Genomic DNA, 14,027 nt, shown 5'->3' on the forward strand with positions numbered 1-14,027 from the left:
ATGACGCGGTCGGCGGGGTTCGCAAGCCCTAGGTCTTGTCGAGGTCCTCCAGGAGCGTCATGCCGGCTCGTGCTGCCGCCTTGCGATCGAAGGTCAGGGTCTCTCGACACCCGTGCGTGCGGGCGACGGCGGCGATGAGCGCGTCCGCGAAGTCCGCGCCTTCGGCGACGGCCGCCAACGCGGAGGCCAGTGCCTTCCGGTCCTGCAGGACCAGAGCGTCATCGATGGACAGGCGGCGGATGGCGTCGAGCATCTGGTCCGCGGACGCTCGGTAGACCTGCCGCATGACCCACCACGTCTCCACCAGCGCGACGGAGCCCACGAAGAGCGGATCCTGCGGTGACGCGTCTGCGATCACCCTTCGGGCGAGCTGACTCTGGTGCGGATCGTCGCCGGCGAGGAACCGGACGAGGATGTTGGTGTCAACGGCGATCACGGCATGGACTCCCCCGCTGCGGCGGCTATCGCCTCGTCCATGTCGTCCAGGGTGGCCGGCGGTCCGTCACCCCTCAACGTCCCGAACAGATCAAGGACGCTGTGCCGTCGCGTCGTCAGGACGTAGTCCCCACTCTCGTTGCGGGTGAACGTCACCGTGGTGCCGGGCGTCAGGCCCATCTCCTCCCGGACGTCCTTGGGGATGGTGATCTGACCCTTGCTCGTCATCGTGGCAGTCGACATGTGCACCTCCTTACACAAGAGTAAGGAGGTGCAGGGGGAGACGCCAGCCCTGACGCCGGTCGCGCTCACAAGGGGACGGCGACGATCGATCCGAGGTGGCGGCGCAGCATCGCGACCATGTCGACCGACTCCCGGTCCAGGAGCCACTGGACCTGCAGCCCGTCGGTCACGGCGATCAGGATGCGCGCGGCGTGCTCGCAGTCCACGTCGGGCAGCAGCTCCCCGCGCGACTCGGCCAGCTCCAGGGCCTGCCGCAACCCGACCACGAGCCGGTCGTAGCGCCGGACGAAGTACTCGTGCAGCGGGTGGTCGACGGAGGTCCCCTCCGCCGACAGGGTCACGTGCAGGTCGACGAGCTCGGGCGTGTCCCGGCTTCGTCCCACCTCGGCCAGCCAGGCCCGTATGACGTCCACCCCGTCCACGTGCAGCGCGTCGAGGCGCTGCAGGGCGTCCTGGTCCCGCCACGTGAGCACGGCCTGCAGCAGGTCCAGCTTCGTCGGGAAGTGATGCCGCAGCCCCGCGTGCGTCATACCGGCTCGCTCCGCGACGTCTCGGACCGAGCCGTCGCGGACTCCCGCGGCCGAGAACACGGAGACGGCGAGGCCTGCCCCCGCGCTCAGCGTCGACGCACGACCCCGCAGGCCTGGCGGGTGCCGGCGTCACCGGTCGACCGGGTGGCCTGGTCCGGACCGTTCGGCGCGTAGCGCGTCGGGATGTTGGCGTAGTTGTCGGGGCTGGAGTGGACGATGAAGGCCGAGCCGTCCTGGTCCAGCAGCCACGCGGCCGTGAACCGGTCGGTGGCGAACGAGAGCGTGGCCCGGCCGTCCTGGCGCACCAGCATCTGCGGCAGGTCGCCTGCGTGGTCGGGGTGCTGCGCCCCGTCGGGGTTGAGGTGGCTCCCGGCGGAGGTGAAGTCGCCCTCGCACCGGCCAACCGAGTGCAGGTGGAAGCCGTGCCAGCCAGGGGTGAGGTGGCTGGCGCGCAGCTCGACCTGGGCGACGCCACGCCTCGAGCTGACCGTCACGCGGCCGACGGCCGCTCCGGTCCGATCGACCAGCTGCGCGTGGACGGTGCGGCCCCTCCCGTGGTCGCGGGAGTCTGCGTGGGAATCGGTGTCGGCGCCGGCAGCGGCGGGGCCGATCCCACCGAGCGCGACGGCGGCCAGACCGGCCAAGGACGCTGAGAGTCGGGTGGACAACATCGTGGTCTCCTTCAGCGGGGCGATGCGGACCCCCTCAAGGCTGACCGATGTCGACCCGCGCGACAAGGGCTCAGGGCCGGCGTTCCCGCGTCGTGCGGATCACCCAGATCACCGCAACGGCGATCGCGCCAGCCACGATCGTGTCGACCCCGCGGGCCGTCGCGAGCTCCCCCGGGCCCTCGTTCGGGGAGAGCGGCACCGAGATCGCCAGCGCGAGCAGCGTGATCACGACGCTCCCCACCAGGTAGTTGTGGGCCGTGACCCTGGCGACGCACCAGAGCAGGACGCACAGCAGCGCGACGTAGCCCGCCGTCCCGAGATGGACTCTCGCCAGGGGCGTGAACAGCGCGATCCCGACGAGGGCGCCGACGATGCGGGAGACCGCTCGCACCGTCAGTCGCCCCTCGTCGCCGGGATAGGACAGCACCAGCACGACGACGAGGACGCCCCAGAACGGGTGGGTGTCACCACGGGCCACGCTCACCATGACCGAGGCAGTGACAGCCACCAGCACGCGGACGAGCACCACCCAGGTCGGCGGGCCGGTCGGGCCGGCTGGCACAGGCGCGGAGGCCGGCCGGGACCTCCCCCGCTCGAGCAGCAAGGCGTCCAGGGATCCGGCCGCGATCGCGAGCGCCGACCCCAGGGCGAGGTAGGCCGCAGTCATCGGGATCCCCAGCCCGGTGCCGGTCAGCAGGGTCCCCCCACCCAGCATGAGCACGAAGAAGTACGGCCCTGGCGGTCCCGGGTCGACGAGCCGCGTGACCAGCACCGCCACCACCGACACCACGAGGTATGCCGCCAGCGTCCACCAGGTCGAGCCACCGACCACCATGCCCGAGGCCACCGCCAGCACGAGACCGATGGCAGAGATCAGGTAGGCACGCACCCGCTCCCCCACCGGACGCCCGCCCCCGAACAGGACGACGTAGCTGCCCAGCGCCACCAGGAGTCCCTCGACCGGCCGTCCGATCGCGCTGCGACGACCAGGCCCGCCCAGGCAGGTGCGACGAGCAGCGCCGTGCTGCGCCGCCTCATCGCCGCGGGCCGGAAGGTCAGCAGCGTCTGCCAGGCACCGGGCCTGTGGCCGTTCCTCATGCCGGGATCGTCTCAAGAAGCTAGCGACATCGTCAGCCCCATCACACGTGGGAGGTGGGCCCATGGAATCAATCGTCATACGCGGTCTTGACCAATCAGTGCAGGAGCAGCTCGCTGCCCAGGCCGCGGAGCATGGACGCTCCCTGGAGGCCGAGATCCGCGACATCGTGACCAAAGCGGTACGCAGACCCAACATCGCGCTCGCGCTCCTGCAGGCGGCTCGGGCTGCAGGAGGCGTCGACGACCTGCCGATCCCGGAGCGCACCGACCTCGCGCAGGCGGTGGACTTCGCGTGATCGTGCTCGGCCCGAATCCGCTCAGCTAGAGGTGGCTCGGCCGAAGGCCGCGCGGTAGTCGCGGGGGCGCACGCCGGTGCTGCGGGCGAACACCGAAGCGAAGCTCCCCGGGTCGCGGTAGCCCACCGTCCTGGCCACCTCCGCCACCGTGCGGTCGGTCGTCTCCAGGAGGTGGCGCGCTCGCTGCACGCGCGCCGTCTGCAGGTGCTGCAGGGGACTCTGCCCGGTCTCGGCCGCGACGCGTCGCAGCAGGGTGCGGGTGCTGACGTGCAGGGCGTCGGCCAGCCTCGCCAGGTCGTACGGCTCCGCCAGCGTCTGCTCGAGGTGGCGAATCACCCTGTCGGAGAAGGTCTCTCCAGGTCGTGGCAGCAGCGCGGTGTCGACATACGGCGCCTGCGAGGTCCTGGCCCCGTCGAGCAGGGCGATGCGGGCCGCGGCTCGGGCGACGCGCGGGCCGTCGTGCTCGGCGATCAGGGCGAGGGCGAAGTCGTACATCGCGCTGAAGGCGCCCGTGGTCGTGACCCCGGCGTCCGTCACGACCAGCTCGGCGGGCACCACGTCGGCGTCCGGGCAGCGCCGGGCGAGCTCGTCGGCGAACAACCAGGACGTCGTGGCCCGACGACCGGCCAGCACGCCGGCCTCGGCCAGCACGAAGGCACCGACGCAGATCGACACGACGGCCCGCCCGGCCGCCGCGTGCGCGGACACGACGTCGGCCTCCGGACCGAGCGTCGTGACGTGCTCCCGGAGCCCGGCGACGTCGGGCGCCTCGAAGCCCGGCACGACCAGCACGTCCACGTCCAGGTCGCCCGACACCGCGATCGGTGTCCCGCCGGAGGCCACCACCCTGCGGCGCGGCGAGACCACCGACACGGCATACCCGGCCTCGCCGCTCCCCCGCGCCACACGGCTCGCCATCGTCAGCAGGTCGGGCACGCCATACACCTCGGACGCGAAGCAGCCCGGATGCGCGAGCACCCCGATGCGCAGTGCGGCCATGGCCCCTCCTCGGCGTCGTGGCGAGATCACCCCAGCGTATGGCGATCCCGCCGCTGTCCTTGCGGTGCCCGCTCGTTCAGGCTGGAGGCATGACGACGTCGGACACTCGTGACAGCACGCCCGGCCGGGACGATCGGGACGACCCGCACGAGGACTTCGCCCGCCGGGAGGTCGCGGTGGACGGCGTCGTCAAGCGCGTCCTCGTCGCGGGTCGCGGGCCGGCGGTCGTGCTGATGCCGGAGATGCCGGGCATCAGCCCCGACGTGCTGCGGCTGGCGCGGTGGATCCGGGACGCGGGGTTCACCGTCTACGTCCCGTCGCTGTTCGGGCGGGACGGCGCCTACCCCACGGCGGAGGGCTACGAGGTGGCCCAGCGGGCCTGCGTCAGCAAGGAGTTCCGGGCGTTCGCCGGGGGTGGCACGAGCCCGGTGACCGTCTGGCTGCGGGGCCTGGCCCGGGTCGCGCGCACGCCGAGTGCGGCGGACCGGGTGTCGGGGCGGTGGGCCTGTGCTTCACCGGGAACTTCGCCCTCACCATGACCCTGGAGCCGGCGGTGGTCGCGCCGGTGGTCAACCACCCGTCCCTGCCGCTGGACGACCCCGGCGGGGTGGAGCTGGACGAGGCGGACCAGGCCGCCGTCCGCGAGCGGGTGGACCGGGACGGACTGACCGTCCTGGCCTACCGCTTCGACGACGACCGGTGGTGCACCGGACAGCGGTTCGCGGCCTACCGCCGGCTGCTGGGGGACGCCTTCGACGGGCGCGTGCTGCCTGGCGCCGCCGCCAACCCTGCTCCCCCACCGTTCTTCGAGCACGTGGTGCAGACGCCCCACAGCGTGGTCACCGCCCACCTCGTCGACGAGGCCGGCCACCCCACGGTGGTCGCGCAGGACGAGATCCTCGCGTTCCTGAGCGACCGGCTGCGCGTGGGTATGCCGCAACCGCCCGCCGAGGCGGGGAGCCGCTGAGCCGCCGGGCATCGGCGTACGACGTCCGGGCAGCAAGAGGCCCCCGACACCAGTGGTGGCGGGGGCCTCTCGTCAGGCTGGTGAGCCTAGGTGCGTGGTGATCAGCCGATCACGGTGATGTTCGACGCCTGCAGACCCTTGGGGCCCTGCTCGGTGTCGAACTCGACCTTGGCGCCCTCGTCGAGCGAGCGGTAGCCGGTCGAGTTGATCGCGGAGAAGTGCGCGAAGACGTCAGCAGAGCCGTCCTCGGGGGCGATGAAGCCGAAGCCCTTCTCGCCGTTGAACCACTTCACGGTACCAGTTGCCATGTCAGAACCTCTTTCTGAGGGCGGTCACCCGGACCTCGGGGACGCGCGATGTCGATGATGCTTGTCACGGACAGGCTCAGAAATACGGTTCGATCCCGTGTGGATCAGCACCGCCTTGCTGTGCACATCAACTTCAACAACGCGGCCAGCCTAACCCACTCGGGCGCCGTGGACGAATGCAACCGCCCGACGGGCCGGGTCAGTCGACCGAGGTGATGGTCTGGTCCTGCCCGCCGAAGGTGAAGGTGTCGCCGGCCCGCAACCCGTGGATCAGGTCATAGATCGGGGCGTCGGTCGCCATGCCCTCGTAGGTGATCCCGCCGGACTCGAAGGCGTCCGTGGGCACACCGATGACGTAGTGCTGCCCGTCCAGCTCGACGATCGCGCCCGGCCCCACCACGTCCCGCTCGGACACGTCCAGGGAGCGGGCCTCCTTGAGGTCGAGCCGCTCCTGGGCGTCCGCCCGGCCGAAGATGTCGTGCAGGTCGCCCGCCTCGTCCCGCTGGGAGTCGTCGTCGACCCGTCGCTCGTCGGGCGCACCCGCACCGGCGGCCGCCTGCTGCGCCGTGCTCGAGGTGCCGGCGGCAAGACGCGTCTGGAGGTGGGCGATGAGGTCGTCCTTGACCTGTTGCTTGCTGCGGCTGTCCATGGATCAAGCCTAGGCGCCGACGTACTCGGCCAGGTGCTTGCCGGTCAGCGTGTCCCGCCGGCGCACGAGCTCGGCGGGCGTGCCCTCGAAGACGACGCGTCCGCCGTCGTGACCGGCGCCCGGACCCAGGTCGATGATCCAGTCCGCGTGGGCCATGACGGCCTGGTGGTGCTCGATGACGACCACCGACTTGCCGCCGTCGACCAGCCGGTCGAGCAGGCCGAGGAGGTTCTCGACGTCGGCCAGGTGCAGGCCGGTGGTCGGCTCGTCGAGCACGTAGGTCGTGCCCTTGTCCCCCATCTGCGAGGCGAGCTTGAGGCGCTGCCGCTCGCCGCCGGACAGGGTGGTGAGCGGCTGACCGATCGACAGGTAGCCGAGGCCCACGTCCTCGAGCCGCTGCAGGATCGTGTGAGCGGCGGGGATCCGCGCGTCCCCCTCGGCGAAGAACGCGCACGCCTCGGCCACCGACATCGCCATGACCTCGGCGATGTCCTTGCCGTCGAGGTGGTACTCCAGCACCTCGGGCTGGAAGCCCTTGGCCTCGCACACCTCGCAGGGCGTCGACACGGTGTCCATGAAGCCGAGCTCGGTGTAGACCACGCCCGCCCCCTTGCAGTTGGGGCAGGCGCCCTCCGAGTTCGCCGAGAAGAGAGCGGGCTTGACGCCGTTCGCCTTGGCGAAGGCCTTGCGGACGGGCTCCAGCAGGCCGGTGTAGGTCGCCGGGTTGGACCGCCGCGAGCCCTTGATGGCGCTCTGGTCGATGACGACGACCTCGTCGCCCCGCAGCGACCCGTGGGTCAGCGACGACTTGCCCGAGCCCGCGACCCCGGTCACCACGCACAGCACGCCGAGGGGCACGTCGACGTCGACGTCCTGCAGGTTGTGGGTCGAGGCTCCCCGGATCGGGAAGGTCGACGACGACTCCCGCACGGTCTCCTTGAGCCGTGCCCGGTCGTCCAGGTGGCGCCCGGTCAGCGTGCCGCTGCCGCGCAACCCCTCCACGGTCCCCTCGAAGCAGACCGTCCCGCCCGCGGACCCGGCGCCCGGGCCCAGGTCGACGACGTGGTCCGCGATCGCGATCATCTCGGGCTTGTGCTCCACGACGAGCACGGTGTTGCCCTTGTCGCGCAGCCGCACCAGCAGCTCGTTCATCCGCTGGATGTCGTGCGGGTGCAGGCCGATCGACGGCTCGTCGAAGACATAGGTGACGTCGGTCAGCGACGACCCGAGGTGGCGGATCATCTTGGTGCGCTGGGCCTCTCCCCCGCTCAGCGTCCCGGCGGGCCGGTCCAGCGACAGGTAGCCCAGCCCGATCTCGACGAACGAGTCGAGCAGGTGCAGCAGCCCCGTGAGGAGCGGCGCCGCCTGGGGGTGCTTCAGCCCGCGCACCCAGGCCGCGAGGTCGGTGATCTGCATGGCGCAGCACTCGGCGATGTTGACGCCGTCGATGCGCGAGTCGAGCGCGTGCTGCGCCAGGCGGGTGCCGTCGCAGGCGGGGCAGTCCTGGAAGACGACCGCCCGGTCGACGAAGGCCCGGATGTGCGGCTGCATGGCCTCGCGGTCCTTGGACAGCATGGACTTCTGGATGCGCGGGATGATGCCCTCGTAGGTCAGGTTGATGCCCTCGACCTTGATCTTGGTCGGCTCCTTGTGGAGCAGGTCCTGCAGCTCCTTCTGGGTGAACCGCGCGATCGGCTTGTCCATGTCGAAGCCGAAGCCCGAGAAGATCCGGCCGTACCACCCGTCCATGCTGTAGCCCGGGACCAGGATCGCCCCGTCGGCGAGGGAGCGGGTCTCGTCATACACCGCTGTCAGGTCGAAGTCCGAGACCTTGCCGGTCCCCTCGCACTCGGGGCACATGCCGCCGGTGATCGAGAAGGTGCGCTTCTCCTTGGTGCCCTTCTTGGCGCCGGTCTGGATGGTGACCGCGCCGGCCCCGGACACCGAGGGGATGTTGAACGCGTACGCCTGCGGCGAGCCGACGTGCGGGGTCCCCAACCGGGAGAACAGAACTCGCAGCAGGGCGTTGGCGTCCGTCGCGGTGCCGACGGTCGAGCGGATGTTGGCGCCCATGCGCTCCTGGTCGACGAGGATCGCCGTCGTCAGGCCCTCGAGGTGGTCCACGTCCGGGCGCGCGAGGGAGGGCATGAAGCCCTGCAGGAAGGCGCTGTAGGTCTCGTTGATCATGCGCTGCGACTCGGCCGCGATGGTCGCGAAGACCAACGAGCTCTTGCCCGACCCGGACACCCCGGTGAAGACGGTCAGCCGGCGCTTCGGCAGCTCGACGCTGATGTCCTTGAGGTTGTTCTCCCGCGCGCCGTGCACGCGGATCAGGTCGTGGTGGTCGGCGCTGTGCTGCGTCATCGGGTCTCCGTCCGTCGGACCTGTGGGCTCAGGTCGCACGCGCCATTGTGGCGCCTCGCCCAGTCGAGAGCACCCAGCTGGCGGGTCCTCTCGGTGCGGCGCTCCAGCCCGGTCCCCCACCTGGCCGTATGACGTCTCCGCCGTCATCGGTGGTTGTAGGTATACAATGGTTGCATGAATACAACTAAGACGGTCACGACGGCCGAGGTCTGGACCCTGCTGGCGGCGGTGTTCACCGACCATCGGCACCTCTGGCAGCCGCTGGTCGTCGAGCGGATGGGGCTTCCCTTCAGCCGGTTCCGCGCCCTGCGGCGGATCGAGCGCCGGCCCATGAGCGGTGCCGGCCTGGCGGCCGAGCTGGGGGTCGACGCACCCGCGGCCAGCCTGATCGTGAGCGACCTCGCCGACCGGGGCCTGGTCCGCAAGGAGCCCGACGAGTCGGACGGCCGGCGCAAGATCGTGACGGTCACGCCGCAAGGACGCGCGCTCATGGACGACATCCGGGCCCTGCCCGGCCCCGTCCCCGGCCTGGAGGCCCTGTCCCCGACCGAGCTGTCCACGCTGCACACCCTGCTCGCGAAGGTGCAGGGACACCGGTGAGCGCGCCGGCCGCCACGGCCCGCCGCTCCCGTCAGGACTCCTCCAGCCGATGGCTCGTCCTGGCCATCTGCTGCCTGAGCATCTTCGTCGTCGGGCTCGACATCTCCGCGCTCAACCTCGCCCTGCCGTCGATCCAGCGCGACCTGCACGTCTCCGACTCCCACCTGCAGTGGATCCTCGACTCCTACACGGTCGTGCTGGCCAGCCTGCTCATGCTGTCGGGATCGATCGCCGACCGCGTGGGCCGCCGACGCGTCTTCCAGACCGGCCTCGTGACCTTCGGCATCGGGTCGGCCTGGTGCGCCTTCGCCACCTCGGGGGACATGCTGATCGCGTCCCGCGTCCTCCAGGCGGTCGGGGGCTCGATGATGAACCCCGTCGCGATGTCGATCATCACCACCACCTTCACCGATGCGCGCGAGCGCGCCCAGGCCATCGGGTTCTGGGGCGGCACGATCGGTCTGTCGATGGCACTCGGGCCCGTCGTCGGCGGCGTGCTCGTCCAGACCCTGGGGTGGGAGGCGGTCTTCTGGATGAACGTCCCGGTCACCCTGACCGCGTTCGTCCTGGCTGCGCGCTACGTGCCCGAGTCGCGCTCCCCACGGCCACGTCGCCTCGACCCGGTCGGGCAGCTGCTCGTCATGATCGTCCTGGCCACGGTGACCTTCGCCCTGATCGAGGGTCGCGAGGCGGGGTGGACCTCGATCGTGGTGCTGGCCTGCCTGGCCGCGGCGGCCGGGTCGCTGATGGCCCTGGTGGTGGTCGAGCTGCACCTGCCCGAGCCGCTGATCGACCCGAGGTTCTTCCTCAGCATCCCCTTCAGCGGCGCCGTCCTGTCCGCCGTCGTCGGGTTCGCCGCGCAGTCCGGGTTTCTGCTGGTCAACACGTTGTACCTCCAGGCCGAGCGTGGCCTGTCACCCCTGCACGCCGGGCTGATGACCTTGCCCATGGCCCTGGCCACCGGGCTCTTGTCGCCGGTGTCGGGGCGGATGGTCGGTGCGCGGGGGCCTCGGGCGCCGATGGTGCTGGCCGGGATCGGGATCGCCGGATCGGCGGCGGTGCTCGGATCCCTGACGGCGACCACCGACACGCTCGTCCTGCTCGCCGCCTACGCGTTGTTCGGCTGCGGGTTCGGTCTGCTCAACGCCCCCATCACCAACGCCGCCGTCACAGGGATGCCCCGGCACCAGGCGGGTGTCGCGTCCGCCGTGGCGTCGACCTCGCGCCAGGTGGGCACGGCCCTCGGGGTCGCGCTCTTCGGGACGCTGACCTTCTCCGCGCTGGGCTCAGGGACGAGCAGCCTCGCGATCGCCTCGCACACGGCTTGGCACGTGATGCTGGCGTGCGGCATCGCCCTGGTCGTCGTGGCCCTGCTCGTCACCACGGACGCGGCCAGGCGCAGCAGCGACCGGGTCAGCGCGCTGCTGGGCTCCTCGTGACCCCGCGCGCCGCCCGCCGGTTTGGCCGGATGGCGCGGGCGATCCGGGTGGCGTCGATCCGCAGCTCGCGGAACATCCCCGAGATGGGGTTGGTGAAGCCGGTGAAGTGCAGCCCCGGGAGCGCGGGCTCCGCGCCGTGCGAGCGTGGGAGCCCTCGGGCGTCCAGGACGCCGAGCGCCCCCACGAGGGGCTCGAGGTTCTGGCGGTAGCCGGCGGCCACGACCACCGCGTCGGGGCGCAGCCGCGAGCCGTCGGTCAGCACGACCTCGTCGCCCTCGAAGCGCGCCGGGCTCTTCACGGGGACCACCGATCCGCTCTGGATCGAGCCGACGATCCCGACGTCCTGGACGGGGATGGTCCCGGCGAGGACCTTGGAGTAGAGGCCGCCCGACGGGCGCGGCAGGCCGTGGGCGGACAGGTCGGGCGTCTCCAGCCGCAGCATGCGGTCCTGGAGCAGGTCCACCACGCGAACCGGCAGGTGCCGCACCATGATCCCAAGCAGGTTGGCGGTCATGGGGCCGCGGTCGCGCACCAGGATGTAGGGCGGGGTGCGGACGCCGATCCACACCGGACCGGCTCCGTGCTCGACCAGGTCGGTGGCGATCTCCGCGCCGGTGTTGCCGATCCCCACGACGAGCACGCTTCTGCCGCGCCAGGGTTCGCCGTTGCGGTAGGCGGACGCGTGGATGATCTCGCCCGTGAACGACTCCGTCCCCGGCCAGGTGGGCATGGCGGGCGTGTTGTTGTATCCCGTTGCCACGACGACGTTCTCGGCATCCAGCCTCCCGCCGTCCGCCGTCGTGACGGTCCAACCGCCGTGCTGCTGAGCGAGATCGGTCACCTCGACGCCGGTGCGGACGTCGAGGCGGTGGTGGGCGGCATACAGCTCGAGGTAGCGCACGACGTCGTCGCGCGACACCCACCGGCCGAACCTGCGCGGGATCGGATAGCCCGGCAGGCCGGACAGCTCGCGCGGGGTGTGCAGGTGCAGCCGGTCGTAGTGACCGCGCCACGAGCTCCCCACTGCTGCAGCCTTGTCCACCACGGTCACGGTCTCGCCGCGCTGCTGCAGGGCCGCCGCGACCGCCAGCCCGCCGGGGCCCGCGCCGATGACGACGGTGCTCATCGCTCCCCCTCGTGGGTGATCCGGTCCTGGCGCTCGCAGGCCTGCCGCGAGCCGCGGTCGGTCAGGCCGGGCAGGAACCGGTCCGAGCGCCACAGCGCCTGGGCGAGCAGACCGACCGGTATGACGGTGCTCCCGGCCTCCACGCCGCGGATCGCCCTGCGCGCCACCGTCTCCGGCGTGGTGAGCCGCGGCTGCAGGGTCCTGGCGTAGCGGCGGAAGTCGCCCGCGTGCGTCGTGGCGTCGTAGGGCTCGTCCAGCAGCTTGGTGTCGACGAACGCCGGGCAGAAGACGTGCACCCCGATCCCCTGGGCGGCCACCTCGAGGGCGAGCCCGCGGGAGAACGCCACGACGGCCTGCTTGCTCACGGTGTAGGGCAGCATCCGCGGCGAGACCATCAGCCCTGCAAGGGAACCCGTGTTGATGATGGTGCCGCTCCCCTGCTCGCGCATCACCGCCAGCGCGGCGCGGGAGCCGTTGACCACGCCGAGCAGGTTGACGTCCAGGGCGCGACGCCAGTGGTGGTCGTCGAACTCCTCGAACGGGCCGTTGACGAGGATGCCGGCGTTGTTGATTATCGCGTCGAGGCGACCCTCCGTCGCCACGACCTCGCGGACCAGGTCGTCCATGGCGGCGGCGTCGGCCACGTCGACGCCCCGCGCCGTCACGGTGAGCCCGTCCGCCCTGAGCTCCGCGGCGGTGCGCTCCGCTGCTGCGGCGTCGATGTCGGCGATCACCACCCGCGAACCTCGTCGCCCGATCTCGACCGCGAGCGCCCGACCGATGCCGGCGGCTCCCCCGGTGACCAGGCTGACCCTGGGTGCGAACGGCGTCCTTGCCATCGTGTGCCTCTCGTCGGGCCGCGTCGCGGCGCTGCAGGTGGGCACACCCTACTGGCTGGTAACAATGCGTGCGAGGGGCCCTCCACCGATCGGCGCAGTCCGTGCGCGCAGCGGGGCATCGGCAGTACCCCCCTCGGGCGAGCCTCCCGCGGCATACGACCCTGCGGTTGGATGGAGCATGCGGCGCCGGACCGGGTGCCGCCCCCGTTGCGAGAGAAGGCCACCCATGTCCCCCCAGGTTCCCAACGTCACGCTGGACAACGGTGTCGAGATGCCGATCCTCGGGTTCGGCGTCTACCAGATCCCCCCGGAGGAGACCGAGCAGGCCGTCTCGGACGCCCTCGCGGCGGGCTATCGCCACGTCGACACCGCTGCGGCCTACGGCAACGAGGCGGCCGTCGGGCGGGCGATCGCCGCCAGCGGGATCCCCCGCGACGAGCTCTTCGTCACCACCAAGCTGTGGATCCAGGACGCCGGCGACCAGGCCGCCCGCACGGCCTTCGAGCGCTCCCTGGAGCAGCTCGGGCTGGACCGGCTCGACCTCTACCTCATCCACCAGCCGTACGGCGACTACTACGGCTCCTGGCGCGCGATGCAGACGCTGCTGGGCGAGGGCGCGGTGCGTGCGATCGGCGTCTCCAACTTCCACCCCGACCGGCTCGTCGACCTGGTCGAGCACAACGAGGTCGTGCCCGCCGTCAACCAGATCGAGACGCACCCCTTCCACCAGCGCCGGGCCGACCAGGACCTCATGCGCGAGCTCGGCGTCCAGCACGAGTCCTGGGGCGGCTTCGCCGAGGGGAGGAACGACCTGTTCACCAACCCGGTGCTGAGCGAGATCGGCGAGGCGCACGACAAGTCCGTCGCGCAGGTCGTGCTGCGCTGGCTGGTGCAGCGGGACGTCGTGGTGATCCCCAAGTCCGTGCGCGCCGAGCGGATGGCGCAGAACATCGACGTCTTCGACTTCACCCTCACCGACGACGAGATGGCCCGCATCGCCGGCCTGGACACGGGCGAGTCGCTGTTCTTCGACCACCGCGACCCCGGCATGACCAAGACGCTGGGCGGGGTCCGCATCCACGACTGAGCGGTCACGCCCGTCAGACGGCGTGGGCCTGCCCGTCAGACGACGTCCCACGCCAAGAACCGGGTCGCCCTCGTCGTGCTCGCCCACGAGGCTCACCTGGTCTGACGGCCGGTCTGTCCCGTCAGATGCGCTGGGCGCCACCGCCCAGCATGGCTCCGGTGGCCACTCCCTCGACGGCGGGGTTGCGACCCCTGGCCTTCTCGTGAGGGACGTAGTCGTCGTCCGGCCAGGGCTCACGCTGGTCGTGCCCGGCCTGGGCCAGCCGCTCGGAGAAGGGCAGGTCCGCCCGCCTCACGGTCTCGGGCTCGTGCTGGTCGCGCCTCATCGGTGCCACCCACTCTCGTCCGCGCACCCACGCGACGGCGCGTCGGCGCTG

The 14,027-nt window shown here is 71.4% G+C and carries 18 protein-coding genes; 6 read left to right on the forward strand and 12 right to left on the reverse strand.

What is annotated here, in order from left to right; translation table 11 throughout:
* Positions 1 to 28 precede the first annotated feature (28 nt).
* The 5 genes from K313_RS0104565 to K313_RS0104585 form a co-directional block, all read right to left on the reverse strand.
* A complete protein-coding gene (locus K313_RS0104565; protein WP_019285841.1) occupies positions 29 to 436 on the reverse strand; it encodes a PIN domain-containing protein in 408 nt (135 codons plus the stop codon).
* Positions 433 to 678: an AbrB/MazE/SpoVT family DNA-binding domain-containing protein gene (locus K313_RS0104570; RefSeq protein ID WP_029210612.1), complete on the reverse strand. Its 246-nt coding sequence runs from the start codon at positions 676 to 678 to the stop codon at positions 433 to 435. Before K313_RS0104570 ends, K313_RS0104565 begins: the two co-directional genes overlap by 4 nt.
* 65 nt (positions 679 to 743) lie before the next feature.
* A complete protein-coding gene (locus K313_RS0104575) occupies positions 744 to 1,268 on the reverse strand; it encodes a TetR/AcrR family transcriptional regulator (protein ID WP_029210613.1) in 525 nt (174 codons plus the stop codon).
* 26 nt (positions 1,269 to 1,294) lie between these two features.
* Entirely contained in the window at positions 1,295 to 1,879 is a 585-nt protein-coding gene (locus K313_RS0104580) for a superoxide dismutase family protein (protein WP_034251661.1), read from the reverse strand.
* A gap of 70 nt (positions 1,880 to 1,949) precedes the next feature.
* Complete coding sequence (locus K313_RS0104585; RefSeq protein WP_029210615.1) at positions 1,950 to 2,825, reverse strand: FUSC family protein; 876 nt, start codon at positions 2,823 to 2,825, stop codon at positions 1,950 to 1,952.
* 214 nt (positions 2,826 to 3,039) lie between these two features.
* On the opposite strand from K313_RS0104585, the gene K313_RS0104590 reads away from it, so the two are divergent.
* The gene (locus K313_RS0104590) at positions 3,040 to 3,273 is read left to right on the forward strand and encodes a FitA-like ribbon-helix-helix domain-containing protein (RefSeq protein WP_029210616.1); all 234 of its coding nucleotides are present in this window, start codon (positions 3,040 to 3,042) and stop codon (positions 3,271 to 3,273) included.
* A gap of 21 nt (positions 3,274 to 3,294) precedes the next feature.
* Here the strand turns inward: K313_RS0104590 and K313_RS0104595 are convergent, their stop codons facing one another.
* A complete protein-coding gene (locus K313_RS0104595; RefSeq protein ID WP_029210617.1) occupies positions 3,295 to 4,272 on the reverse strand; it encodes a GlxA family transcriptional regulator in 978 nt (325 codons plus the stop codon).
* 89 nt (positions 4,273 to 4,361) lie between these two features.
* Here K313_RS0104595 and K313_RS24140 point away from each other — a divergent pair, with 89 nt between their 5' ends.
* Entirely contained in the window at positions 4,362 to 4,811 is a 450-nt protein-coding gene (locus K313_RS24140; RefSeq protein WP_205621815.1) for a dienelactone hydrolase family protein, read from the forward strand.
* Positions 4,808 to 5,239: a hypothetical protein gene (locus K313_RS24145; protein WP_205621816.1), complete on the forward strand. Its 432-nt coding sequence runs from the start codon at positions 4,808 to 4,810 to the stop codon at positions 5,237 to 5,239. Before K313_RS24140 ends, K313_RS24145 begins: the two co-directional genes overlap by 4 nt.
* 101 nt (positions 5,240 to 5,340) lie before the next feature.
* On the opposite strand, the gene K313_RS0104605 is transcribed toward K313_RS24145, so the two are convergent.
* From K313_RS0104605 to K313_RS0104615, 3 genes are all read right to left on the reverse strand, one after another.
* The gene (locus tag K313_RS0104605) at positions 5,341 to 5,547 is read right to left on the reverse strand and encodes a cold-shock protein (protein WP_019285853.1); all 207 of its coding nucleotides are present in this window, start codon (positions 5,545 to 5,547) and stop codon (positions 5,341 to 5,343) included.
* A gap of 199 nt (positions 5,548 to 5,746) precedes the next feature.
* Positions 5,747 to 6,196: a hypothetical protein gene (locus K313_RS22095; protein ID WP_029210618.1), complete on the reverse strand. Its 450-nt coding sequence runs from the start codon at positions 6,194 to 6,196 to the stop codon at positions 5,747 to 5,749.
* 9 nt (positions 6,197 to 6,205) lie between these two features.
* A complete protein-coding gene (locus K313_RS0104615; RefSeq protein WP_029210619.1) occupies positions 6,206 to 8,560 on the reverse strand; it encodes an ATP-binding cassette domain-containing protein in 2,355 nt (784 codons plus the stop codon).
* Between the two features lie 174 nt (positions 8,561 to 8,734).
* On the opposite strand from K313_RS0104615, the gene K313_RS0104620 reads away from it, so the two are divergent.
* Both K313_RS0104620 and K313_RS0104625 read left to right on the forward strand, forming a co-directional pair.
* The gene (locus tag K313_RS0104620; protein WP_034251664.1) at positions 8,735 to 9,160 is read left to right on the forward strand and encodes a MarR family winged helix-turn-helix transcriptional regulator; all 426 of its coding nucleotides are present in this window, start codon (positions 8,735 to 8,737) and stop codon (positions 9,158 to 9,160) included.
* Positions 9,157 to 10,599, forward strand: a complete 1,443-nt coding sequence (locus tag K313_RS0104625) for an MFS transporter (RefSeq protein WP_029210621.1) — start codon at positions 9,157 to 9,159, stop codon at positions 10,597 to 10,599. Before K313_RS0104620 ends, K313_RS0104625 begins: the two co-directional genes overlap by 4 nt.
* Here the strand turns inward: K313_RS0104625 and K313_RS0104630 are convergent.
* Positions 10,574 to 11,725, reverse strand: a complete 1,152-nt coding sequence (locus K313_RS0104630; protein WP_029210622.1) for a flavin-containing monooxygenase — start codon at positions 11,723 to 11,725, stop codon at positions 10,574 to 10,576. The genes K313_RS0104625 and K313_RS0104630 overlap by 26 nt on opposite strands.
* Positions 11,722 to 12,564 (reverse strand): SDR family NAD(P)-dependent oxidoreductase, encoded by an 843-nt coding sequence (locus tag K313_RS0104635; protein ID WP_029210623.1) that lies wholly within the window; start codon positions 12,562 to 12,564, stop codon positions 11,722 to 11,724. Before K313_RS0104635 ends, K313_RS0104630 begins: the two co-directional genes overlap by 4 nt.
* 226 nt (positions 12,565 to 12,790) lie before the next feature.
* On the opposite strand from K313_RS0104635, the gene K313_RS0104640 reads away from it, so the two are divergent.
* Entirely contained in the window at positions 12,791 to 13,651 is an 861-nt protein-coding gene (locus K313_RS0104640; protein ID WP_029210624.1) for an aldo/keto reductase, read from the forward strand.
* 121 nt (positions 13,652 to 13,772) lie between these two features.
* On the opposite strand, the gene K313_RS0104645 is transcribed toward K313_RS0104640, so the two are convergent.
* A complete protein-coding gene (locus tag K313_RS0104645) occupies positions 13,773 to 13,985 on the reverse strand; it encodes a hypothetical protein (protein ID WP_029210625.1) in 213 nt (70 codons plus the stop codon).
* Positions 13,986 to 14,027: the final 42 nt, after the last annotated feature.

The organism is Arsenicicoccus bolidensis DSM 15745, from assembly GCF_000426385.1.
GTDB lineage: Bacteria > Actinomycetota > Actinomycetes > Actinomycetales > Dermatophilaceae > Arsenicicoccus > Arsenicicoccus bolidensis.